Source organism: Prosthecobacter sp. (assembly GCF_044232965.1).
Lineage (GTDB): Bacteria > Verrucomicrobiota > Verrucomicrobiia > Verrucomicrobiales > Verrucomicrobiaceae > Prosthecobacter.
The window spans coordinates 1-24,090 of record NZ_JBIIKX010000162.1 but is presented as its reverse complement, the minus strand read 5'-3'; the positions used below and the strand labels follow the sequence as shown (position 1 = coordinate 24,090).

Below are 24,090 nucleotides of genomic sequence, written 5' to 3'. Positions count from 1 at the left end.
TTACAGCTTGAAAGCTACACTCACCCTCCTCACAGCGCTCCTGCTTGCGCCGCTGGCCGCGTTGCCTGCCGCCGAGCCTAGCATGCCACGCGTGGCCCCGGACACTACGTTCAGCCAGATCGCGCAGCCCTCTGGCTTCACGCCGGAGATGCCGAAGCTCAGCGATGTCTGCATGAGGCTCTTCAGGCTCGATCAAAAAGGCCTTACAGCGGAGCAGATGCTCGCCGCCGGGAGTGACTTCCACATCACGCGCGGGGTCTGGTCTTACATCGAGGACGAATCCTTCATCAAGAGCGTCCGGGCCAAGGGCTGGGAGTTCCAGGGCAGCCTGGGCATGACCTTGACCGATCCCGCCCTCGCCCTGCGTGATCGCGAAAACAAACCCATCGGGACGAATGGGCAAAGCGACAAGCCACCCTTTCGCGCCGACAACGCGAACCCGGAATACCGTCGTATTTACCTCGAACGGGCGAAACGGTTGGTGGACATGGGTGTCACCAGCTTCCAGCGCGATGACCCGGACGAGGGCTTTTTCGACTGGGGCAAGAAGGGTCGCCGTGACGCCATCCTCGACGCCGATCTGCTGGAGTTCCACCGCTGGGCACGCACCGAGATCGAAAAGCACGCGGGCCGCAAGCTGACCTTCAGCACGAACTGCCACAGTGATCCGCCCTTCATGCAGGTGTTCGACTACCGCATGACCGAGGTGCGTTTCCGATCCATGGACGGGACGAAGGAAATCATCAGCCCGAGCCGCATCCGCGAGATCGGTCTCGCCGCGCGCAAGGAGAAGAAGCTCTTCGTGCTCACCGGCCAGGAGGACCGGCCATCCGAGGACTACCGCTGGATCTGGGCGACGAGCTACGCCACGGGCAATCTGTATATCGTGCCTTGGGATCAGTTCCAAAACGTCGTGCTCGATCCGGTCACGAGGGAGCCACGCATTCCCATTCAAAAGCTGCCCCGCATCTTCATCGCGCAAGAGAAGTTCGCCGACCTGACCGGCTTCGTCCGGGCCAATGCGGACGTCCTCGATGGCTACGAAGAGGCAGCCGTCGGCGGCTACGATTTGCAAGACACGCGCTTCGGCGACGATGCGCCCGTGCGTATCGAAGGCGGCAGCGGCAAGCTCAGCGCCTTCCTCCGCGCCAAACCCGGCGATGCCCATGCACCCGTCGTCATCCACCTCGTCGAACGGGAGCAAGGCGCTACCACGACACTCCGCCTGCCCACCGCGCGGTTCTTCGGGAGGAACGCGATCAAGGTGACGCTGCGCGAGCCACTCCCCTATGACGCCGCGCTGCATGAAAAGGCTGAGCACGACAAGAACTACCGCAGCCTCATTCGCGAAACCACCCTCGCCACGACCACCGAAGGCGCATGGACTCTGATGTCCGTCCCCGCACTGACTCCCTGGGGAATCCTGGTGGTGGAGAAGCTGCCGTAATCGTCAAACGATGAAACATACCCTCCACATCACCCTCACCGCCCTGCTGCTCGCGCCGCTGGCCGTGTTGCACGCTGTCGAGCCCCCTGTGAATCTGCATCCCTACGTCACCGCCGGCGACCCGAACATCAGCCGCGCGTTTCGGATCGCTTGTGGGGATGTGAGCAGCAGCGTCGTGCCGATGGCGGCGGCGAACTCGTTGCCCAATCTGCCGCTGAATGCGAAGCGATGGGAAGTTGTCTCCGCACGCATCGTTGAAGTCGCGGGCACACGCGACGTGCTACCGGCTCAGTTGCTAGCGGCGGGATTGGACTACGGCATTTCGCCGATTGATGCGGCGATGGACTCATGGTGCGGCGCGAGCTTTCTCCAACCGGACGCGATGAAGGGCGCGCTGCTCACCTCGCTCGTGCTCGATGAGGATGGCACCTTGCGCTGCGGCGGCCCGTATTATGAAATCCTCACGTGGACCTTCGGCGCATGGGAGCACTATCTGGCCACTGGAGACCGGGCGTTTCTGAAGGTCGCACTTTCAGCCACGCTCGGCGGACTGGCGCACTCGGAGCGCAACGAGTTCGATGCGAAACTCAATCTCTTCCGCGGCCCGGCCATCATCGGCGATGGCATCTCGGCTTATCCCGATATGTGGGCGGAAGCGGTGAACGGCGCTGGGCACGTCATGCGCTGGCCGCAGCTCAATCCGGACAAGAAACTCGCCACCGGCTACGGCATCCCCATTCATGCGCTCTCCACCCAGTGCATGGCGTATGAGGCCTACCGCCTCGCCGCGCGGATGCAGCGCGAACTCGGCGTGGCGGTGGACGCGGCGTTGGAGGAAAAGGCCGAGCGGCTGAAGGTGGCGATCAACCGGCACTTCTGGCGAGAGGATGCCGGCACCTATCGCTATCTCGTGGACACCTACGGCGGTAGCAACGCGCAGGAAGGCTTCGGCAGCAGCGTCGCGATCCTCTTTGGCATCGCCAGCGCGGAGCAGGCGGCGCGCATCTTCAAGAGCATGCACATCACACCGCAGGGCATCCCTTACAACTGGCCGGTGTTCCCGCGCTACGCCTCACCAGACGGCACGACCTTCGGCAATCACAATGGCACCATCTGGCCGCCCGTGAGCGCACTGTGGGCGCAGGCGGCAGCCTCTTCAGGGCGCACGGAGCTGTTTGCGCTGGAACTGAAAAAGCTCGCCGACCGCGGCTGCCGCGACAGTCATTTCTCCGAGATCTACCATCCCATCACCGGCGAAATCTACGGCGGCCTTCAGGAAGGCCGCACGGGCCGTGGCGGCTCATCCATGCGGGCCTTCATCGCCGCGCGCTTGGGTGGCAGCGGCGAAGCCACCGACGAAGCCATTGCCAAACTTTTCCCCGCCGCCGAAGGCAAAAGCGGCATCAGTCTCTGGCAGTCCTGCGCACGCAACCTCTACACCTCCACTGCCTATCTGCGCATGGTGCTGCACGGACTCTGCGGCATCCGTCTGGACGCCGATGGCATCACCTTCCACCCCACGATTCCGAAAGGCATGAGCCCGGTGGCGGTCTATGAGTTGCCATATCGCCAGGCCGAGCTGGAAATCCATATCACTGGTGAAGGCAACGTGGTGAAGAAGCTCACCGTCAACGGTCAGGAAGCACGCACCCTTCCGACAACGACCACCGGCAAGCAATTGGTCAGGATCGAGATGACCAATGCGAACCAATGAATCATCAACTATGAACCGAAGGCACTTTCTCCACACCCTCAGCGGCACGGCGCTGACCTTTCCCTGGTTCTCGAACCTCGCATTGCATGGCGCAGAGGCATCGAAAGCTCCACGGCGACTGGTTTGCATCGGGCTGGATTTTGGATTGCGACCTGAGTCGTTTTTCCCGGCAAACCATGGGCCTGATCTGGAGCTGACACCCTTGCTGAAGCCTCTGGAGCGCTGGCGGCAGAAGATGACCGTTTTCTCGCAACTGGAGCATCCCGGCGTGCAGGGCGGGCATTATGGTGTCCACGCCTTTCTCAGCGGCGTGCGACGCGAGCAGGCGGCGGGTTTCAAAGACGGCTGCGTCACGCTTGACCAACTCGCAGAGGAGCATCTCGGAAGTCTGACGCGGTTTCCATCGCTCTGCCTCGGAGTGGGCGGAGGCGATGCCATCTCATGGACGCGCTCGGGCATCGCGGTGCCGAAGCTGGAGGACCCAGGCCTGGCGTTTGATCTGCTCTTCAAACCGCAACGCAAGTCGGCCGCAGCAGCACGGCGGGCGGAATTGTCTGAGAATGAATCGGTGCTTTCACTCATCGCGCAGGATGCGAAGCGTGTGGCGCCGCATCTGGACCGCTGGGATCGCGAGAAGATGGAGGAGTTCATGGGCGCGATGCGTGACTTCGAGCGCGCGAACGCCTCCAACATGGCGTGGCTCGACAAACCGTTGCCCGTGACGAATGGCAAAAAGCCCGTGTGGAAGAGCGAAGGCTGCATGGACCGCGTGCGCGCGAACTTCGATGTCGCGGCGCTGGCCCTTCAAGCGGATGCCACGCGGATCATCACGCTGAACATTGGCGGAGCCTTGCCAGTGACGAACATCCCCGGCATCAATCGAGGCTATCACGATCTCTCCCACAGCGGTCAGGACCCGGACAAGCTGCGGCAACTCCACCTCATCGAGTCCGCACTGATGGCGGAGCTGGATTACTTCCTGGAGCGACTCGCCACGATGAAGGACATCGGCGGCAGTTCGTTGCTGAGCAATACCACCGTGGTCTTCGGCAGCGGCATGGGCAATGCCAGCTCCCACGCGAACACGAATCTCCCCGTGGTGCTCGCCGGCGGTGGCTTCAAGCACGGACGGCATCTCTTCTTCCCGAAACAAGGCCGCCAGCAGACACCGCTGTGCAATCTCTTCGTCACCCTGCTCCAGCAGATGGGCATCGAACGGGACAAGTTCGGCTCCAGCACAGGCAACCTCAATCAATTGCTCGTCTAGCATGAAGCGAATCAAACCCGACATCACCGGGACAAATGGAGTCATGGAGTATTGGAGTGCTGTCCTTCAACTCTCCATCACTCCACCACTCCATCGCTCCTGCCTCGCTCTTTTCCTCGGCATGGTCCTGTCCACCCTCCACGCCGCAGACCCCGCCCCACTCAAACCCGACGCCTTCCTCTCGACCTACTGCCTCGACTGCCACGATGGTGATGTGCAAAAGGGTGATCGTCGGCTCGATGACCTGCCTTTGAAGGTCGGCACGGACATCGCCATCGCGGAGCGCTGGCAGGAGGTGCTGCATCAGCTTCAGCTCGGCGAGATGCCACCCGCGAAAAAGAAGCAACCCACCGACGAGGAGCGCCGGGCTTTGCTCGCATGGATCGAGGACCAACTCATTCACGCACAGACCAGCGCTCAAGATCGAGGCGGGCAGGTGGTGCATCGCCGGCTGAGCCGCGCGGAGTATTTGCATACCATGCAAGACCTCTTCGGTTTCGATGGCGACTTTGATCCCACCACCAGCTTCCCCGGCGATGAGGAATTGGAAGGCTTTCGCAACATCGGCTCCGCCTTGCGCACGTCGCGACATCATCTGGATCAGTATCTCAAGGCGGCCAATGCGGTGCTGGACCACGCTTACGATCTCGCCGAGGTGAATGGCAGGCCGGAGGTGAAGCAATGGAAGGACAGCGCGGACAACATGCGCCCTCTCAATGATGCCTTCGGGCTGGGTGTCACCAGCGCGGAGAAGGCGAAAGGTCCCGCCTACATTCACATGAGTCACGGCCTGCGAAATCAGGAACTGATCTTCGATAGCAAGCTCTTCCTCAGTCGCCTCGGCGATACCGGCGTGCCGCATTCCGGCTGGTATGAAGTGGAGGTAGAGGCCACCGCCGCGAACCGCCATCACCCGTATGGCAAGGATCTCATGCTGGGCGGTCTGACGCCGTATTTCAAAGACCTGAAGTCTTACTATGACGAGTCGAAGCCGATGCAGCTTGGCATTGGCCGACAAGGCGAAGGCATAAAGGGCAACGGCTGGCGACTCATCCCGCCGAACATCATCCACGCCACCGAGTTGCCGGATGATCGCTACATCACCGTCCGCGCCCGCATTTGGCTGGATCGCGGCACCGTGCCTTACCTGTCCTGGATCGACGGTCCGCCCAAGGGCACACGAGGCAACTTCATCTCCACCAAGCTCTCCAAATACGACCCCGGCGTGCCGAAGATCGACAAGCACGTGTGGGAAAATCTCGCCCTGCGTGCTGAGCGCGACAAGCTCTACCAGCACCTCTACCAAGGCCCCGAGGTTCGCGTTCACTACTGGCAGGTCACCGGCCCCATGCGCGATGACAAGCCGCATCCTGCCAAGTCGCTGCTGTTTGCCAGCATCTCGCCCGACGAGAAACACATCGAGTCCGCACCCCTGCAATCCGAACTGCAAGGTCTGGCCAGCCGACTCTTCCGTCGCGAGGTGACGGGTGAAGACATCGCCCCGTATGCGGCTGCTCTGCAAAAGCGTCTCGATGGCAAGACGCGCTATGCCGATGCCGCACGACCTGTGTTTAAAGCGCTGCTATGTTCCTCGGAATTTTTGTTTCTCACCGAGTTCACTGAGGACAATCAGACAGGGGGACAATCAGACAAGGAGACCAACGGCCAACCTGTCTCCTCATCTCCCCATCCCATTGTCTCACTGTCTCCTCATCAGCTCGCCACTCGCCTCTCCTACTTCCTCACCGCCGGTCCGCCTGATGACACCCTGCGTTCGCTTGCGGCCAAAGGTGCGCTCGATGCCGCGGTCCTTCGACGCGAAACCGACCGCCTGCTCGATTCGCCAAGGGGTGACCGTTTCCTGCGCCTCTTCACCGAGCAGTGGCTCGGCTTGAACAAGCTCGGCACCATGCCGCCCTCCAAGGAAACCTTTCCCGCCTATCACATCGACCGGCTGGAGCCCGCGATGAAGGAAGAAACCTGGCGCTTCATCGCCGAACTCATTCGCACCAACCAATCCGTCACCGCGCTCGTGGATTCTAACTTCACGTATCTGAATGCCGGACTCGCACGGCTCTATGAGCTGCCAACTGTCAGCGGCGACCACTTGCAACGGGTTAGCCTGCCCGCTGATTCACCACGGCGCGGCCTGCTTGGCCAAGCCAGCATTCTCACCATCACCGCCAACGGCGTCGAGACCTCGCCCGTGAAGCGCGGTGTGTGGCTGCTGGAGAAACTCTTCGGCACACCGCCCAGCCCGCCTCCGCCGGATGTGCCGCCGATTGAGCCCGACATCCGTGGTGCCACCACCATCCGCCAGCAGTTGGAGAAACATCGCAGCGTGCAGGCCTGCGCCGATTGCCACGCCAAGATCGATCCGCTCGGCTTTGCGCTGGAAGCCTACGACCCCATCGGCCACTTCCGCAGCGTTTACCCGAATGGAGCAGCCATCGACACCAGCGGCGAATATCGTGGCCAACCCATCAACAGCCCCGCCGACATCCGCGCCTACCTCGTCAAGCACCCCGACCTCCTCGCGCAGAACCTCACCCACCGCCTCCTCACCTACGCCCTCGGCCGCCCACTTGGCTTCACCGACCAGCCCGCCCTCCGCCGTCTGCAAGCGGACTGGAAAGCAAAAGGCTACACTCTCCGTGAACTCGTCCATCTCATCACCACCAGCGAGCTGATGCGTCAGCCGTAACTCTTTTCCCCATCCATTTTCATCATGAAGCACCTGCTCTTCCTCCTCCTCGCCACCTCTGCCTTAGCCGGGGTCAAAACGGAAACGATCACTATCGCCATGCGCGATGGCGTGAAGCTCACGGCGGATCTTTATCGAGATGAGGCCATCAACAAGGCTCCCGTCATCCTCACACGCACGCCGTATGACCGCACCAAGCAAAAGGGCACGGGCGAGAAGTGGGCGAAGGCCGGCTACATCTTCATCGCGCAGGATTGTCGCGGAAAATTCGGCTCGGAGGGAACCTTCGCGCCTTACAACAACGAGGGTCAGGACGGCTACGACACCATCGAGTGGATCACCAGGCAGCCTTGGTGCAGCGGTCGCGTGGGCATGATGGGCGGCTCGTATGTCGGCGGGGTGCAGTGGCAGGCTGCGGCGGAGCAGCCGCCGGGACTCGCCGTCATCGCCCCGCAGGCCACGTGGAGCAGTTTTTATCGCAATCTCCACCTTGGTGGCTCGGTGCGTCTCTCACTCATCGCGGGTTGGATCGCAGGCAATTCACCGAAGCCCGAAGGAGCCAAGCCGAAGGACTTCAATGAGGCACTCCTGCACCTGCCACTGAGCGAGGTGGACACCGCCATCGGCTGGGACATGCCTTGGCTGGATGCCTTCCTCACTCATCCTGAGCCGAATGGATTCTGGACCCGTCTTGACCTCACTTCACGGCTCCCCGATCTGCAACTGCCCGCATTGCACGTGGTCGGCTACCATGACTACTTCTCCCGTGAGTCGGTGGACAATTTCATGATCATGCAAAAGCAGGCTCGGGATGAAAAGACACGCCAGCAACAGCGGCTGATCCTCGGACCGTGGGACCATGGCACCATCGGCAAAACAAAGGTCGCGGAAGTCGAGTTTGGTTCTGAGGCCGCTTTGGACCTTTTCGCGATCCAACTCGACTGGTTCGATCGTCACCTCAAACAAGACGCCAATGCGCTATCGAAGCCGTTTCCGCCCGTGCGTTACTTCTCCATGGGCGACAACGTCTGGCATGATGCTCAAACCTGGCCGCCGGAAGGTTTCAAGGCGGCTTCGTTCTATCTTCACTCCGATGGCAGGGCGAACACTCGCAGAGGCAATGGCCTTCTCTTGCTTGAAAAGCCCACTGCTGACCAACCTGCCGACACCTTCCGCGCCGATCCCGCAAACCCCACGCCCTCCACGCCGAAAAAAGCTGCTGTGTGGGGACCAGTCGATCAAAGCGCCACCGAAGATCGCGAGGATGTGCTCGTTTACACCAGCCAAGCGATGAAGGAACCGCTCACCTTCGCTGGAAATGCCGAAGCGAAGCTCCACGTCTCCACCGACACACCTGATGCCGATTGGGTGGTAAAGCTCATCGACGTGCATCCCGATGGCTTCGCGCAAAACATCGCGCGTGGCATTCTGCGCGGGCGCTATCGCAACTCACTACTCAAACCCGAGTTGATGCAGCCGGGCAAGGTTTACGAGATCACCGTCGATCTTGGTCCCGTCGCCGCCACGATTGCCAAAGGCCACCAACTCCGCGTGGACATCAGCGGTGCCGACTTCCCGCTCTACGACCGCAATCCCAACACCGCCGAAGGCATCCGCGGAGCAAAAACCGCCATCGCCACCGAGCAGGTGCATCACAGGCCTGGTGCGCTGTCTCGCATCGTGCTTCCGGTGAAATGAACAGGCACACCATGAAACCCACCCAACCACTCCCTACCGACATCAGCCGCCGCACCTTTCTCCAACGTTCGACGGGAGCGCTCGCTGCCTCCACCGGTTTGTTGGCAAACGCCCAAACGGAACCCGAGAACACCTATGGCGTCCAGACACCGGAACTGCGCAGCCGCACCGAGGTCGAGGCCGTTCTCGGCAAGGCACCGAAGCCCGCAGCGGAGGCGAGTCTTCGCCCGCTCACCATTCTCTTCGCCGGAGGTGCCAAGGATCACCCGCCGAGGTCCCATTCTCACGATGTGCTGCCGAAACGCTGGAAAGTGCTGCTTGGCGGCGCAGGTCCAGGTGATGAGGCGGTGACAAACCTGTATCGCCCCCAGGTGGAGGCAGACCGAGCCTTGATCACCGCAGGCTCACCGCATGTCACAGCGCTAAGCACCTTGGAATGGCCCACGGAGGAGCAGTTCGCCACGGCGGATGTCATTATGCTTTATCAAAGTCCGCAGTGCTGGAAAGACGCGAGTCACCTGCCGCAGATCGAGGCATTCCTGAATCGTGGCGGTGGTCTCGTGCTGTCGCACTATGTGCTCTGGAATGCTACGCCAGCGCTCGCGAATCTGCTCGGCTTGGCCAAGGGAAAGGACAGCCACTACAAACACAAAGTCATCACCCTGAAGCTACCTGAGCCGCGTCATCCGATCATGCACGGTCTGCCCGACACCTTCACCCTTGCCGACGAGTGCTTCTGGAACCTGCAAGGCGACCGCAGCAAGATCACCGCGCTCGCCACCTCCGATGAAACCGTGGGCGACAAGGTCAGCGCCGAACCCATCATCTGGGCTCACGAGCACGGAAAAGGCCGCGTCGTAGCTTCCACCCTGGGGCACTTCGATTGGACTTTCGACGACCCCTTCTTCCGCACCATTCTGCTGCGCGGCATCGCCTGGGCCGCCGGCGAGTCACCCTACCGCTTCGATCCTCTCATCCTGCGCGGCATCCCTTTGAAGGGCTGATCCCATGAAACGACGCACCTTCCTCACCACCACCGCACTCGCCGCGCTTGTTGCGCAGGTCGAACATCTGCGCGCCGCCACAGCGGGCATGAAGATCAAAATAGGAGCCTGTGACTGGACCATGAAGCTCGCTGCGCAACCGGCCTCGCTCGAGCTGGCCAAGCGCATCGGGCTGGATGGCGTGCAAGTCGATTTCGGGAGCAAGCCGGATGCCCAGGGATGGCTGCCGCTCTTCGATGAGAAGCTGCAGGACAGCTACCTCGCCAAATCCGCCGAACTCGGAATCGCGGTGCCCTCCCTAGCGTTGGCCACGCTCAACGGTGTGCCGCTCAAAAGCGAGCCCGAGGCCGCAAAGTGGGTGCTGGCGAGCACCAAGGTCGCTCAACGCCTGAAAGCGCGTTGCGTTCTACTGGCCTTCTTTGGCAAAGGAAGCCTCGCTGGCGATGAGGCAGGCATCGAGAAGGTCACTGGCATACTAAAGAAACTCGCGCCACTCGCCGAGAACGCAGGCGTCATCTACGGCATCGAGTCCACGCTGAAGGTGCCGGTTTTGGAAAAGATGCTAGAAGCCGTGCGCTCGCCGAACATCCAGGTCTGGTATGACGTGGCCAACATGGACAAAGAGGGCGAGGACTACGGCGAGGCCATCCGCAGGCTTGGCAAAGAGCGCATCTGTGAGTTTCACGCCAAGGACTTCAAGGGACTCTACGGCCAGGGAAACATCGACTTCGGAAAAATGCGGGACGCCATGCACGACATCGGCTGGCACGACGCGTGGGTTCACATTGAGGGCACGCACCTCCCGAACGGCGTCGAGCAGGACATCCGCTTCGATGCGGACTACCTCCGCAGAACATTCGCACGCTGAGACACCGAACAATGACACAGCACCCCATGAAACGCACCATCAAACTTCTCACCGCACTTTTGCTCGCGCCGCTGGCCGCGCTGCACGCCACCGAGCAGGTGCATCACAGGCCTGGAGCCCTTTCACGTCTTATTTTGCCAGTTCGATGAGTTTGAATCACGACACCATGAAGACTCAAAGCCTCTTATACTTCTCATCCTTTTGTCTGCTCACCACGCTGCACGCCGCGGATCCGGCGGGCATGGCCTTCTTCGAGCAAAAAGTGCGCCCGGTGCTGGTGGAGCATTGTTACTCCTGCCACAGCGCGGAAGCCAAGAAGCTCAAAGGCAATCTCTACCTCGATTCGAAGGCGGGTTGGGAAAAGGGCGGGGACAGCGGTGAACCGGTGATTCTGCCCGGCAAGCCAGACGAGAGCCTTTTCATCCGCACCATCCAGCATCTGGAAGCAGACATGGAGATGCCGCCGAAGAAACCCAAGCTACCGCCGGCGGTCATCGACGATCTGGTGGCCTGGGTGAAAATGGGCGCGCCCGATCCTCGTGATGGCACCAAGGTGGCGGCGAAACGCGGCGACAAATCGTGGTGGTCTCTTCAGCCGAACAAGACTGATCTCGCCACCGCGGGCAGCATCGACGATTTCATCGAAGCGAAGCTGAAGGAAAAAGGCCTCGGCTTCAATCCGCCCGCCGACCCGCGAGCGCTCATCCGGCGCATGACCTATGACCTGCACGGCCTGCCGCCAACTCCGGAGGAGGTGGAGGCGTTCGTGAAGGATTGCGAGACAAACACAAGGGCCAGCAAAGACCTCATCGACCGCCTCCTCGCCTCCCCACGCTACGGCGAGCAATGGGGCAGGCATTGGCTCGATGTGATCCGCTTTGGCGAGTCGAACGGCTTTGAGCGGAACTTCATCATCGACGACTTGCATCCCTTCCGCGACTACGTCATCCGCAGCTTCAACGAGGACAAGCCCTTCGATCAGTTCATCGTCGAGCACCTCGCGGGCGATGTGATCGGCAAGGACAAGCCCGAGGTGGAGGTCGGCAGCGCCTTCCTCGTGGCGGGGCCTTATGATGATGTGGGCAACCAGGATCCCGTCGCGCAGAAGAACATTCGCGCGGCCACCATCGACGACATGGTCACCGCCACCGGCGGTGCGTTCCTCGGTCTCACGCTGAACTGCGCTCGCTGCCACAATCACAAGTTCGACCCCATTCCCGCAGAGGACTACTACCGCGTGCGTGCCGCCTTCGAGGGTGTGACGCATGGCCGGCGCGTGGTGGCGACCGCAGAGCAACGCAAGGCCCACGCGGAGACAATGAAGCCGCTGACCGCAAAGCTCGCTGCTTTGAATGCCAAAAAGGAAGCGCTCGACAAGAAGATCGATACCCGCGCCAAAACGCAATTTGCGCAGATGAAGTTCACGCGACCGCCAGTGGACCGTTTCGGCACGGATGAGAGCTTCCCGGCCACCGAGGCCAAGATGCTGCGCTTCGTCATCAGCGGCTTCACCTCCGATGCGGAATCCAAAGCCAAACCCGGCGGACCTGGTGGAAGGCTCACCGAGTTCCAAGTCTGGAGCAGTTCGGGAAAAAATATCGCGCTCGCCAGTCAGGGCACCAAGGCGGAGGGCGCGAAGTCTGCCACGGCGGAGGACTTTCCTGAAGCCTACGGCCCGCAGTATTGCATCGACGGCCGGCTGGGCGAGGCATGGTTCATCGGCACACCGCCCGTGCTGACGCTCACCTTTGCCAGGCCCGAGAAGATCGAGCGCATCACCTTCATCAACTCACGCGCCGGCAAGGAGGATGCCGAGGACGACAGCAAGGTGCGCGGTGCCACGCCCACCGAATATGAAGTGCAAGTCTCCATGGATGGCAAGACGTGGAGAGCCGTGGCGAGCAGCGAGGGCCGCCAGCCCTACACGGAGGCGCTCGGCATCGTGATGGCACGCCGGACGGTCATCACCGCCGATGAAAAGGCCACGCTCGCCGGTTTGGAAAAACAAATCGCCGAAGTGAACGCCGCCATCGCCCGCGTGCCGAAACTGCCAGAGATTTGGGCGGGTAAGTTTGCTCAGCCGAAGGAGAAAACATTCCTCTTCCGCGGTGGCGACCCGATGAAACCGGTCAACGAAGTCACCGCCGCCTCGCTGAACGTGCTGGACGGCGTGACCAAGCCCTACCAACTCACCGCCGATGCCCCGGAGGGCGAGCGCCGGCTCGCACTCGCCAGATGGATCGTCAGCAAGGAGAATCCGCTCACGCCACGAGTTCTCGCCAACCGCCTGTGGCACTACCATTTCGGCACCGGCATCGTCGATACGCCAAGTGATTTCGGCTATCTCGGCAGCAAGCCCACGCATCCCGAACTGCTCGACTATCTCGCAGCCAAACTTGTCGCGAATGGCTGGAAACTGAAAGCGCTGCATCGCGAGATTTTGCTTTCGCGCACCTATCAACAAAGTTCATCAGCACTGTCGAACCCAGGCATGCAGGTGGACGGAGCGTCCCGTTTGCTCTGGCGCTTCCCACCGCGCCGTCTCGCTGCGGAGGAGGTGCGCGACACGATGCTCGCGGTCACCGGTTCCTTGCAGCTCGATCCGATGGGCGGCCCCGGTTTCCGGCTCTACAAGTTCACGCAGAACAACGTCTCCACTTACTTCCCGCTGGAGAAGCACGGCCCGGAGACCTACCGCCGCGCCGTCTATCACCAGAACGCCCGCGCGAGCGTCGTCGATGTGCTGAGCGACTTCGATTTCCCCGACGTGGCCTTTGCCTCCCCGAAGCGGGCGAGCACCACCACGCCGCTCCAGTCGCTCACGTTGCTGAATCACAGCTTCACACTCGATATGGCCGAAGCTCTCGCACGAAGAGCGGACGGGCCTGAGGCAGTCGAAAAGGCCTACAGGCTCCTGTTCCAACGGAAACCCAGCGCGACCGAGTCCGGCGCGGCCCACGCTTTGATGGCCAAACACGGCCTCCGTGCACTCTGCCGTGCACTACTGAACTCCAACGAACTCATCTACCTCGAATGACTCGCATCCTTCCGCCGATCAAGGCACCCAGAACCATGAACCAAGAACAACATGCCACCTCCCGCCGTCAGTTCCTCCGGGCAGCGGGCGTCACCGTCGCGCTTCCCTGGCTGGAGACATTCGCGCGGGCAGTCGAGCCTGCGAAGATGCAGCGCTTTGTCTGTGTCGCGAATCCGTTCGGCATGATCCAGGATGCTTTCTTTCCCACCGGGGAGGGATTGAAGGCGGCGCTTCCCGGCAACCTCGCCTCTTTCGAGGCGCTGCGCGGCAAGTTCACCGTCTTTTCCAACATCGACCACGGCAACAACGGCGGCCATGGCGGCACGCACATGTTCCTCTCGGGCGTGAAATCGTCGGAGGCCTCTTCGATGCCGGATGGCAACATCTCGCTGGACCAGTTCCTCGCGCGGCAGGTGGCCGGGCAGACGCGCTTTCCCGTGCTCAACACCGCCGCGGGGCCGGTCGGCGGCGGAGGAGTGGAACTCTCGTGGACTCGCACCGGCGTGATGGTGCCGCCGGTGCAGCAGGTGTCGCGCGTGTTTAGGATGCTCTTCGTGGATGATCCCGCGGAGCTGTCCGCCGCGCTCGGTGTGGACTACGAGCAGCAGGGCTCCATCCTCGATGCGGTGAACAGCCAGGCCAGGAGCATGAGCAGCCGCGTCTCGGGCCGCGACCGGGAGAAGCTCGACCAGTATTTCACCGCCATCCGCGACGTGGAGAAATCGCTCGAACAGGAAAAGGCCTGGCTTTCGCGCCCTCGGCCAAAAGTGGATGCGAAGGAGCCGAAGGACGGCACGGTGAGCCAGCAGTTGCCGATTCTTTTTGATCTCGTCGCGCTGGCCCTGCAGACCGATTCCACCCGCGTGGCCACGATCGAGGTGCCGGGCTCGTTCGACACCTCGGCCATGGGCATCGAGGAAAAGGGCTACCACGGCTATTCGCACCACGGGAAGGATCCGGTGCTGATGGAGGGCATGCGAAAGGTGGAGCGCTACCAGATGGTGCATCTGGCGAAGTTCCTCGCCAAACTGCAGGACCTCGGCCTGCTCGACAGCACCCAGGTGCTTTTTGGCAGCGGCATGGGCGATGGCAGCGCCCACACCAACAAGAACCTGCCGGTGCTTCTCGCCGGCGGCGGCTACAAGCACCGCACCCATGTGATCCTGCCGGACGCGGCGGAGAAGCGCGTGCCGCTGTGCAATCTCTACCTCTCGATGGCGCAGCGTTTCGGCGTCGAGGCCGGCACGTTTGGCAAGAGCAAAGGAACCTTTGGTGAACTGTCATGAAGCACGCGAAGAACATTACCCTGGCGCTCGCCGCCTTTCTGACTGCCACCCTCGCGGGCATCGGCGCGGAGCAGGGCAAGCCTGTCTCCGTCAGCGAGACAGTGCGGGCCTTGGTCTCCGAGCGTTGCATGGACTGCCACGACGATGCCACGAGCAAGGGTGACTTTTCGCTGGAGTCACTCGGCGATTCCGTGACCGATGTCACGGCCATCTGGTGGCTGCGTGCGCTGGAGCAGATCGAGCGCGGCACGATGCCACCGCCGAAGAAGAAGCAGCCAGCGGCCGATGAGCGCCAGGCGGTGGTTTTGGCCCTTGAATCCACCCTCGCCTCTTTTTCCGAAAGCAAACCCGTGCGCGAAACGGCGGTGCTGCGTCGGCTCAACCGCACGGAATACCGCCGCACGCTCGAAGACCTGCTGCATCTCGATTTGAGCCGCCGGGATCCCACCACCGAGTTTCCCGATGACAACCGCTCGCACGGCTTTGCTTCGGACGGCGGCAAGTTGGTGACTTCGAGCTACCTGATGCGGCACTACCTCACCGCCGCGAAGGATGTCGTGGGCCGCGCGGTTCATTTTGAGCCACAGCCCGAGACGCGCACCTGGTCGCTCTCGGCGCCGTTTGAAAAAACGGCGGGAGGTCATCGGCATTCCGAGCGGGAGTGGTATGCGAAGACCCTCCGCGAGCCGCAGCCCTACCAGACGCTCGAATACCGCCGTGGTGCCCTCCCGCTGGAGGATCTTCGGGAGGGAGTGGCGATGTCCGGTTGGTATTCGTTTCGCATCCTCGCCGAGGCGAAGTTTCGATATGCGGACATGGATCCGAAAAAAATGTTTGGAAGCGGGTCGCTCGTCGATCCGAGCCAGCCGCTCCGGTTGGAGATGACGCTCAGCACGCTCGTCGGCGTGGACCCAGCGAACAAGGATGCCGTCCGCGATGCTCTGATCGGCTCCTTTGGCGAAGAAACCACTTTGGGTGATCGCAGCATCGCCATCTGGGATGTGCCCGACGATGTGCCCACCTGGCTGGAATGCCGCGTGTGGCTGGAGGCGGGCCAGTTTCCCCGATTCGCGTTTCCGAATGGTCCCACGGACAGCAACAACCGCATCACCGGCTTCGTCAAAGAAAACAAATACACCCTGCTCGACAAGAAGCAGCTCGCGGCCTACGAGCAGGCCAACCTGAGCGGCGATTGGGGCCACCTGATCTTCTTCGAGACGCCGCGTATTCGCATTCACAAAGTGGAAGTGAAGGGCCCGCTCAACGAACAATGGCCGCCGGCAAGCCACCGAGCCATCTTTGGCGACACACCCTATGCGTCCGCCAAGGCAGACGAGGTGCTGCGTGCGTTTGCCGAGCGTGCGTGGCGTCGTCCGGTGGCGGCAGCGGACGTAGAGCCCATCCTGAAGCTCGTGCGGAGCGCGGAAAAGACCGCCACCGATGCGGGCGCACCTCCGGAGCAGGCCGCGCAGTCCGCCATCACCCAGGGTGTGCGTGCGGTGCTTTGCGCGCCGGAGTTTCTTTACCGCGAAGAGCGCGCCGCACAGCTCGACGGGCGCGAGATCGCCTCGCGGCTTTCCTATTTTCTCTGGTCCTCGCTGCCGGATGACAAGCTCATGGCCCGGGCCGCCGCGGGTGATCTCATCAAGCCCGAGGTGCGGCGGAATGAAGCGGAGCGCATGCTCGCCGACGGACGCGCCGACACCTTCGTCCGTGAGTTTCTCGACGGCTGGCTCGGAATGCGCAAGCTCGGCTCGATGAAGCCCCAGGGCGGCGGCTTCAACGTCTATTACGACGACCATCTCGAGCCCGCGATGCGCACGGAGTCGCGCCTCTTCTTCAAACGCCTGCTGCAAACCAACGGCCCCATCGCCGACTTCCTCGATTCCGACTACACCTTCGTGAATCGCGCACTCGCCAAGCACTACGGCATCGACTGGCAAGCCGCCGAACCCAGCCTCGGCAAACCGGTGGAAGGCCTCACGCGCGACGACCTCCAGCCGGACGGCGCGGGCGATTCCCCGTCGCAGGGCTTTGTCCAGGTCAAGCTCATCGACAAGCGCCGCGGCGGGCTGCTCGGTCAGGCGAGCGTCCTCACCCTCACCGCCAATGGCGTGGACACTTCTCCGATCATCCGTGGCATCTGGCTCCTGGAGAACATCCTCGGAGCCCCGCCCTCGCCTCCACCGCCGAATGTCCCCGTGATCGAGCCGGACATCCGCGGTGCCACCACCCTGCGGCAGCGCCTCGAAAAACATCGCGAGAATGCCGCGTGCGCCGGGTGTCATCGGCAGATCGACCCGCCCGGTTTCGCGCTGGAGAGCTTCGATGCCATCGGTCGCTGGCGCGGACACTACAACCCCGTCAACAACACGGCGCTGCCGGTCGATCCCAGCGGAGATTTCAACGGTCATGAGTTCAGAGATGTGATCGGTTTCAAAGAAGCGCTGTTGCAGCGCCAGCCGCAGTTCGCTCGTAGCCTCGTGGAGAAGCTGCTCATCCACGCGCTGGGCCGCGAGCTGACCGCCGCCGACCGTCCTGCCATCCGTCGCATCGTCGAGCAAGCCGCGACCAACGGCTATCGCCTTCGCGACCTCGTGCTGCTGTGCTGCGAGAGCGATCGCATCACCCGGAAATGAACCATCCAGACATGAACTCCATTTCACCCCATCGTCCGATGCTTCTCGCCGTCATCGCCATCGGCGCATCTCTGCCGCTTTTGGCGTTCGCCCAGGATTCGAGCAAGCTCACCTCCATCACCGTGGAGCAGGCGCGCGCGGTGATGGCGAAGAAGCCAACCACAATGGGCTCCATTGATGGAGGCTTCGCGTCCTTCGACGCGCTCACCACACTCACGCCCGAGGTGGCGGAAGTGCTCGTGAAGCATGAAGGCGCACTGTCGTTCAATGGTCTCACGGAGCTTTCTCCAGAGACAGCGGCGGTGCTCGCGAAGCATGCGCCTTCCAAGTCGTTCGGCTATGCCGACCTGCGGATTAACGGCTTGAAGACCATCTCCCCAAAAGCCGCCGAGGCTCTCGCCGCGCATCAGGGCAAGGTGCTCCTCTACTCGCTGGAGAAAATCGACTCCGTCCCGCTCGCGCAAAAGCTCGCGCGGCAGTGGGGTGAGCTTCGTCTCGGCCTCACGGAGCTTTCACCGACCATCGCCGCCGAACTTGCCAAACATCGCGGCACCGAGGAGGACAAAACGCGGCCCGGCGTCATCGGCCGTCGCGTGGATGGCGCAGCCTCCATCCTGCGGCTCGACAACATCACATCGCTTTCGCCCGGGACTGCGGAAGCCCTCGCCGCCCATGAAGGCGTGCTTGTGCTCAACGACCTCACCTCACTCCCGCCCGCAGTCGCCGCCTCGCTCGCAAAATGCGTCGGCAACAGCAAGACCAACCGCACCGGGACGCTCGTGCTCAATGGCCTGGAGACGCTCTCCACCGAATCCGCCGCCGCCCTCGCCGCTTTCACCGGCGAACTCGTGCTCAAGGCCATCACGGAACTCACTCCCGAAACCGCCACCGCCCTCGCCAAACACAAAGGCCGCCTTCACCTCACCGGCCTCGTCAAACTCACCCCCGAGACCCACGCCGCGCTGCAAGCCCACCAAAACCTGCTCCTGCCGCGCCCGCTCCCGCTGGCCGCCGGGAGGTGATGAAAGGATTGCAGAACACAAAACCAACCGACACCTCACCGCTCCAACGAACTCATCTACCTCGAATGAACTCGCCTCTCGACCAAACCCGCCGCCGCTTCCTGGGCCAGATGAGCACAGGCCTGACAGGTGTTGCCCTATCACGCTTGTTCGCCGCGGAGAGCGCTCTGCCCAAAGGCACGCACTTTGCCCCGAAGGCGAAGCAGGTGCTGCAAATCTTCTGCCCCGGAGCCGCCTCGCACATCGACCTGTGGGAGCACAAGCCCATGCTGGAGAAGTTTCACGGCACCCCGCTTCCTGGCGGTGAGAAGGAAGTCTCCTTCCAAGGTAAAAACGGCAATCTCATGCGCCCGCCGTGGGCCTTCGCACCCGCGGGCAAGTCCGGCAAGATGCTCTCCACCATGCTGCCGCACATGGCGCGGCATGCGGACGACATCGCTTTTATCCACAGCATGACGAGCCAGACCAACACGCACGGGCCTGGCTGCATCAACATGAACACCTGCTTCACCCGCGAGGGCTATCCCAGCGCCGGCTCATGGGTCAGCTACGCGCTCGGCAGCCTGAATGACAACCTGCCCACCTACATCGCCATCCAGGACCTGCGCGGCGAGCCGCCGAACGGCAAAGCAAACTGGAGCAACGGCTTCCTCCCCGCGCGATTCCAGGCGGTCGCCATGGCCGCGCAGCAGCCTTTGCGCAATCTCGCCCGGCCAGCATCGATCAGCAGCGCAGAAGACGAGGCGGCGAGGGATTTCCTCCGCACGATCAATCGCGAGCACGAGCAGCAGCATCCCGGCAACAGCGAACTGAGCGCCCGCATGGCCGCCTACGAACTCGCTGCAAAGATGCAACTCGCCGCGCCCGAGGTCAGCGATCTCGGCGGCGAGCCGAAGCACGTTCACGATCTCTACGGCACCGGCGATGCGAACTCACTCAAAGCCGCCTACGCCCGCAACTGTCTCCTCGCCCGCCGCTTCCTGGAGCGCGGTGTGCGCTATGTGAGCCTCTACTGCGCCTCTCGCGCCAGCAACGTGGATGGCTTCCTCAACTGGGATGCGCACAAGACGCTCAAGGCCGACTACGAGCGGCACTGCCCCATCTTCGACCAGCCCACCGCCGCGCTGCTCATGGACATGAAGCAGCGCGGCATGTTGAACGACGTGCTCGTCGTCTGGTGCACCGAGTTTGGCCGCATGCCCACGCATCAGGAGGGCACCAGTGGCCGCGACCACAACCCCGATGCCTTCACCACTTGGATGATGGGCGCGGGAGTCAAAGGCGGCATCAGCCATGGCTCCACCGACGATTTCGGCCGCCGCAGCGTGCACGATGTGACCAGCGTCTATGACTTCTACGCCACCGTGCTTCACCTCCTCGGTCTCGACCACGAAAAGCTCACTTACTACTTCAACGGTCTCCAGCAACGCCTCACCAATGTCCACGGACATGTCATCAAGAGCGTGCTGGCGTGAACCACGAGCGACGACCATGAAACTCTCCCTCATCCTCCTCGTCGCCCTGCTGCAGTCCCTGCACGCCGCTGACGTGCGCACCGGCACCTGGACGGAGAAATGGCCCGACAAGGACGGCAACCTTCAAACCATCAGCGTCACGGCCGAAGTGTGGACGGAGGCATTCCAGGCAGATCTCGATGCGGATGGCCAGTTGCACATTCCGGCGCGTGAGAAGCCTTATTACCTCGATGGGCCGTTGGTGATGAAATCCGGGCAGAAGCTCACGGCGGACGCGAAGGCCGAGATTCGGCTCAAACCGGGCACCAGCACCTGCATGGTGCGCAACGAGCATGTCGCCACCTTGAACACGAAGCCCGTGCCGCGCGATCAGCCGCTCGATAAGAACATCAGTATCGAAGGCGGCATCTGGACCACGCTGGCGGTCACGCGTGCGGAGTCGAATGGCAATGCGCGCGGTGCTTCCTCGAAGCAAAACGCGGCGTTTGGCACCCACGGCGTCATCTTGATGCAAAACGTGCGCGGTGTGTCGGTGAAGAACGTAACCATCCGCCAGAGCCGTCCTTTCGGCGTGCATCTGGCGAACGCGCATGAGTTCACCGTGGAAAACATCACCCTCGAAAATCACGGACGCGATGGCGTGCATGTGAACGGCCCCGCGAGCGATGGACTCATCCGCGGTGTGCGCGGCGATCCGCATGACGACAATGTCGCGCTCAATGCTTGGGAATGGAAAAACTACGCGCCCAGCTACGGCCCCATCGAGCGCATCGTCATCGAAGATGTCACCGGAGTGCCCGATGGCGTGCCTGCGGCCAATTCCATCCGCCTCCTGCCCGGCGTGAAGCGCTTCGACGATGGCACCACGCTCGACTGCCCCATCAGCGACATCACGCTGCGCCGCATCACCGACATCCGCGAGTTCAAGCTCTACGACCAGCCGAATCTCGAACTCGGTCGAGGCAACGATTTCAGCCTTGGCATCGGCACGCTGAATGACATCCGCTTTGAAGAGCTCACCTTCAATCACCCCGGCAAGATCGAGGTCCACGCCAACACCGACGGCCTCACGATTCAAGACGTTCGCGTGAATCATCCCATCACTCCTGATTGGAACCTCCTCGCCATCGGCCCGAAGTCCGCGACCTACAAGGGCGCGCCCGGGAGTGATCCCTCGCGCTGGACCGAAATCTTCTCCCCCGACCTCGATTGCACTGCGCGCCACATGAGCATCACCGGCGTCCGCACCCGCGACTCGCAGGCCGATTTGCCCATCGAGCAAGTCGTGAAGGTCATCGAGCTCAAACCCAACCCCGACTACCCGAAGACCACGCCGAAGGGCGGCACGGGGAAAGGCATCTGGATTCGCTGACCATGAAACGCATCCTTCCATTCGCCGCCGCTCTGCTGTTCGCGCGGCTGGCCGCGTTGCACGCCGCTGACACAATTCGAGGGGTCACTCTCGAAAGCCGCCGACTGCCGCGCATCCTGTTCAACAATGACAGCGATGACCTGAAGTGGCCCGCTTACCCGGAGCATCATGCCAACGGTCTCTGGGTGCCTGCGGGCAAATACCTGCCGCTCCCGACGATCCACTCGCTCGACGATGCGCTCGCGCCGCGCATCGGTCCGCTGGCCAAAACAAAGACACAGGGCCTCTCCTATTGCGGCAACTTCGGCCTGCCCATCTGGGAACTGAAGCGGGATCACATCGCCGCGCTTGGGGACGATCCGCTCCAGCCGATCCTTCAGTTTTGGAAGCGTGATGGCCGCAGCTTCTTCTTCTCGATGCGCATGAATGACGCCCATCATGACATCTTCAACTGGGCGCACCTCTGGGATGACTTCCGCCGCACGCACCGCGACCTGTGGCTCAACCCGCCGACGGACGCCGAATGGGAAACCAAGTTCCTTCCGTGGCTCAATGGCACTGGCCCCAAGCCCGAGTTCACTCCTCGTCGCGACCTGAGACTCGATTACTCGAAGCCCGAAGTGCGGAAGCATTACCTAGACACCCTGCGCGAAGCCTGCCGCCGCTACGATCTGGATGGGATCGAGCTCGACTGGCTGCGCTCTCCCGTCCTCTTCCGGCATCGGGAAGTGGACTCCGCTATCATGACGGCCTTTGTCACCGAGGCACGGGCCATTCTTGATGCATCAGCCAAAACTCGCGGTCGCCCGCTGCGCCTCGTGTCACGCGTGCCGGATTCGCCTAAAGACGCACTCGCCATGGGACTCGACGTCGAAGCGTGGTTGAAGAAAGGCCTGCTCGATGCCGTGATCGCGGGGAACGGCGTGATGTTCTCCGGCCTGGACCTCGAAGCATGGGTGGCTCTCGCGCATCGCTATCACACGCCGGTCTATGGATCACTGGAGCGCATGAAATTGCGCAAGACCTTCAGACGATACGGCACGCCCGAAACCCTCCGCGCCGCCGCAGCCACGCTCTGGGAGAAAGGCGCGGACGGGTTATATTTCTTCAACTTCTACCTCCGCGACGAGATGCCGCTGTTCGATGAGTTTGGCGACCGCGCGAAGCTGGTGGGACTGCCCAAGGAATACTTCTGCGACATCGACATGCGCAGCGGCGGCCCCTGGAGTTCGCTCGGCGAGGCACAGCTTATGACCTTGAAGCCCGCTACTCCTGCCACCGTGCATCTGGTCATCGCCGATGATCCCGCGAAGGCCAAGGAAGCCACCCTGGAGATCCTTTTCAAAAGCGACCGCGAGACCGAGGCACTCACCATCACCCTCAACGGACAACCGCTCCAAGAACTGACGTCTACACCCGCCAAAGCAGGCTTCACCCTCACGCTTTCCTCTGCCGCTCTGAAGCCAGCGCTCAAGCGCGGCACCAACAACTTCACCTTCACCTCAGCCGCCAGTGTCACGGTCACCTCGTTGAGCGTGCGCGTGGTGCCGTGAGCCCTTTCGAATAACTCCGACATAAAATGTGACCAGTGGGAGGGCTCGCGGAATTCCACGCACCCAGGAACGCGGCGAAACGCTTTCGTTGGCGCATTAACCATGAAACACACTCGCATTCTTCATCGCGCTGCTGCTCACCACGCTGCCAGCGCTGCACGCGGCCGAGAAGCTACCGCAGCCTATCGCCACTCTCATCGAGCGGAACTGCACCGATTGCCACGATGCGGAGGCGAAGTAGGGCAAGCTCGATCTCACGGCGCTGACGTTTGATCTGGGTGATCCAAAAGGAATGGAGCGCTGGGTGCAGGTGTTTGATCGGGTGGAGAATGGCGATATGCCGCCGAAGTCGGAAGACATGAAGCCTGAGGATCGGAAGGCTTTGCTGGCGGCTTTGGAATCGTCTTTGCAGGCGGCGAGTGCGGTGGCCACGGCGAAGAAGGGACGCGGGCCGATGCGGCGGCTCAATCGCATCGAGTTTGAGCAAAACTTGCGCGACCTGCTCGCGCTGCCGCATCTCGATATTCGCGACATGTTGCCTGCGGATCGCGAGTCACATCACTTCGACAAGGTCGCGTCCACGCTGGACATCTCGCATGTGCAGCTCATGGCTTATCTGGATGCGGTGGAGACGGCATTGCGTCAGGCTGTGGTGACGTCAACTGCGCCGCCGGCGTCGAAAAAGACGCGGGTGGTTGGCAAGCAACTCGTACCGCGCCGCACCACTGGTGGTGTGGAGTCGCTGTTCTATGCGCGGGATGGTAAGGGCTTCGATTTATTAATCCGGTAAATAGATAGCACAACATTGGAGGCGGTGTTATGAATGTGTCCGCATGAAGGAAGACGGACGCAAACTAAGCAAAGAACAACAAGTGGAGGCTCGCCGCCGGGCGATGCTTCTGCTTGGCAAGGGATGGCATGAACGCGACATTGCCGAAGCTGTGGGGGTTCATGAACGCACGGTGCGGCAATGGAAGCAGCACCAAAGAGACCACGGCACCGAG

The 24,090-nt window shown here is 62.1% G+C and carries 17 protein-coding genes; all 17 read left to right on the top strand.

Annotation, left to right across the window (positions count from 1 at the left end):
• Positions 1-7 precede the first annotated feature (7 nt).
• Entirely contained in the window at positions 8-1,447 is a 1,440-nt protein-coding gene (locus ACILSI_RS27070) for a hypothetical protein (protein ID WP_395725048.1), read from the top strand.
• A 10-nt stretch (positions 1,448-1,457) separates the two neighbouring features.
• Positions 1,458-3,161, top strand: a complete 1,704-nt coding sequence (locus ACILSI_RS27065) for an MGH1-like glycoside hydrolase domain-containing protein (RefSeq protein ID WP_395725047.1) — start codon at positions 1,458-1,460, stop codon at positions 3,159-3,161.
• Positions 3,148-4,428 carry a DUF1552 domain-containing protein gene (locus ACILSI_RS27060; RefSeq protein WP_395725046.1) on the top strand — a complete coding sequence of 427 codons (1,281 nt, stop codon included), beginning with the start codon at positions 3,148-3,150 and terminating at the stop codon, positions 4,426-4,428. Before ACILSI_RS27065 ends, ACILSI_RS27060 begins: the two co-directional genes overlap by 14 nt.
• A 1-nt stretch (position 4,429) precedes the next feature.
• Positions 4,430-7,132, top strand: coding sequence for a DUF1592 domain-containing protein (locus ACILSI_RS27055; protein ID WP_395725045.1), 2,703 nt, complete (start codon positions 4,430-4,432; stop codon positions 7,130-7,132).
• Between the two features lie 24 nt (positions 7,133-7,156).
• Complete coding sequence (locus tag ACILSI_RS27050) at positions 7,157-8,830, top strand: CocE/NonD family hydrolase (RefSeq protein ID WP_395725044.1); 1,674 nt, start codon at positions 7,157-7,159, stop codon at positions 8,828-8,830.
• Between the two features lie 11 nt (positions 8,831-8,841).
• Positions 8,842-9,834 (top strand): ThuA domain-containing protein, encoded by a 993-nt coding sequence (locus ACILSI_RS27045; RefSeq protein WP_395725043.1) that lies wholly within the window; start codon positions 8,842-8,844, stop codon positions 9,832-9,834.
• A 4-nt stretch (positions 9,835-9,838) separates the two neighbouring features.
• The gene (locus ACILSI_RS27040; RefSeq protein ID WP_395725042.1) at positions 9,839-10,702 is read left to right on the top strand and encodes a sugar phosphate isomerase/epimerase family protein; all 864 of its coding nucleotides are present in this window, start codon (positions 9,839-9,841) and stop codon (positions 10,700-10,702) included.
• A gap of 26 nt (positions 10,703-10,728) precedes the next feature.
• Entirely contained in the window at positions 10,729-10,851 is a 123-nt protein-coding gene (locus ACILSI_RS27035) for a hypothetical protein (protein ID WP_395725041.1), read from the top strand.
• Positions 10,852-10,868: 17 nt separating this feature from the next.
• Positions 10,869-13,739, top strand: a complete 2,871-nt coding sequence (locus tag ACILSI_RS27030) for a DUF1553 domain-containing protein (RefSeq protein ID WP_395725040.1) — start codon at positions 10,869-10,871, stop codon at positions 13,737-13,739.
• Positions 13,740-13,774: 35 nt separating this feature from the next.
• Positions 13,775-15,025 (top strand): DUF1552 domain-containing protein, encoded by a 1,251-nt coding sequence (locus tag ACILSI_RS27025; protein WP_395725039.1) that lies wholly within the window; start codon positions 13,775-13,777, stop codon positions 15,023-15,025.
• Positions 15,022-17,664 carry a DUF1592 domain-containing protein gene (locus ACILSI_RS27020; RefSeq protein WP_395725038.1) on the top strand — a complete coding sequence of 881 codons (2,643 nt, stop codon included), beginning with the start codon at positions 15,022-15,024 and terminating at the stop codon, positions 17,662-17,664. The genes ACILSI_RS27025 and ACILSI_RS27020 overlap by 4 nt, the downstream gene beginning before the upstream one ends.
• An 11-nt stretch (positions 17,665-17,675) precedes the next feature.
• Complete coding sequence (locus tag ACILSI_RS27015) at positions 17,676-18,686, top strand: hypothetical protein (protein ID WP_395725037.1); 1,011 nt, start codon at positions 17,676-17,678, stop codon at positions 18,684-18,686.
• A gap of 65 nt (positions 18,687-18,751) precedes the next feature.
• On the top strand, positions 18,752-20,161 hold the full coding sequence (locus ACILSI_RS27010; protein ID WP_395725036.1) for a DUF1501 domain-containing protein: 1,410 nt from the start codon (positions 18,752-18,754) through the stop codon (positions 20,159-20,161).
• Between the two features lie 16 nt (positions 20,162-20,177).
• Entirely contained in the window at positions 20,178-21,533 is a 1,356-nt protein-coding gene (locus ACILSI_RS27005; protein WP_395725035.1) for a right-handed parallel beta-helix repeat-containing protein, read from the top strand.
• A gap of 2 nt (positions 21,534-21,535) precedes the next feature.
• Positions 21,536-23,086, top strand: coding sequence for a glycosyl hydrolase family 18 protein (locus ACILSI_RS27000; protein WP_395725034.1), 1,551 nt, complete (start codon positions 21,536-21,538; stop codon positions 23,084-23,086).
• A 292-nt stretch (positions 23,087-23,378) separates the two neighbouring features.
• Positions 23,379-23,876 (top strand): DUF1587 domain-containing protein, encoded by a 498-nt coding sequence (locus tag ACILSI_RS26995; RefSeq protein ID WP_395725033.1) that lies wholly within the window; start codon positions 23,379-23,381, stop codon positions 23,874-23,876.
• A gap of 43 nt (positions 23,877-23,919) precedes the next feature.
• The coding region (locus tag ACILSI_RS26990) for a helix-turn-helix domain-containing protein (RefSeq protein ID WP_395725058.1) at positions 23,920-24,090 on the top strand (171 nt) is incomplete at its 3' end.

Coding starts and splice junctions, on each gene's coding strand:
- ACILSI_RS27065 (WP_395725047.1), top strand. CDS start 1,458: ATGAAACATACCCTCCACATCACCCTCACCGCCCTGCTGCTCGCGCCG.
- ACILSI_RS27060 (WP_395725046.1), top strand. CDS start 3,148: ATGCGAACCAATGAATCATCAACTATGAACCGAAGGCACTTTCTCCAC.
- ACILSI_RS27055 (WP_395725045.1), top strand. CDS start 4,430: ATGAAGCGAATCAAACCCGACATCACCGGGACAAATGGAGTCATGGAG.
- ACILSI_RS27050 (WP_395725044.1), top strand. CDS start 7,157: ATGAAGCACCTGCTCTTCCTCCTCCTCGCCACCTCTGCCTTAGCCGGG.
- ACILSI_RS27045 (WP_395725043.1), top strand. CDS start 8,842: ATGAAACCCACCCAACCACTCCCTACCGACATCAGCCGCCGCACCTTT.
- ACILSI_RS27040 (WP_395725042.1), top strand. CDS start 9,839: ATGAAACGACGCACCTTCCTCACCACCACCGCACTCGCCGCGCTTGTT.
- ACILSI_RS27035 (WP_395725041.1), top strand. CDS start 10,729: ATGAAACGCACCATCAAACTTCTCACCGCACTTTTGCTCGCGCCGCTG.
- ACILSI_RS27030 (WP_395725040.1), top strand. CDS start 10,869: ATGAAGACTCAAAGCCTCTTATACTTCTCATCCTTTTGTCTGCTCACC.
- ACILSI_RS27025 (WP_395725039.1), top strand. CDS start 13,775: ATGAACCAAGAACAACATGCCACCTCCCGCCGTCAGTTCCTCCGGGCA.
- ACILSI_RS27020 (WP_395725038.1), top strand. CDS start 15,022: ATGAAGCACGCGAAGAACATTACCCTGGCGCTCGCCGCCTTTCTGACT.
- ACILSI_RS27015 (WP_395725037.1), top strand. CDS start 17,676: ATGAACTCCATTTCACCCCATCGTCCGATGCTTCTCGCCGTCATCGCC.
- ACILSI_RS27010 (WP_395725036.1), top strand. CDS start 18,752: ATGAACTCGCCTCTCGACCAAACCCGCCGCCGCTTCCTGGGCCAGATG.
- ACILSI_RS27005 (WP_395725035.1), top strand. CDS start 20,178: ATGAAACTCTCCCTCATCCTCCTCGTCGCCCTGCTGCAGTCCCTGCAC.
- ACILSI_RS27000 (WP_395725034.1), top strand. CDS start 21,536: ATGAAACGCATCCTTCCATTCGCCGCCGCTCTGCTGTTCGCGCGGCTG.
- ACILSI_RS26995 (WP_395725033.1), top strand. CDS start 23,379: ATGGAGCGCTGGGTGCAGGTGTTTGATCGGGTGGAGAATGGCGATATG.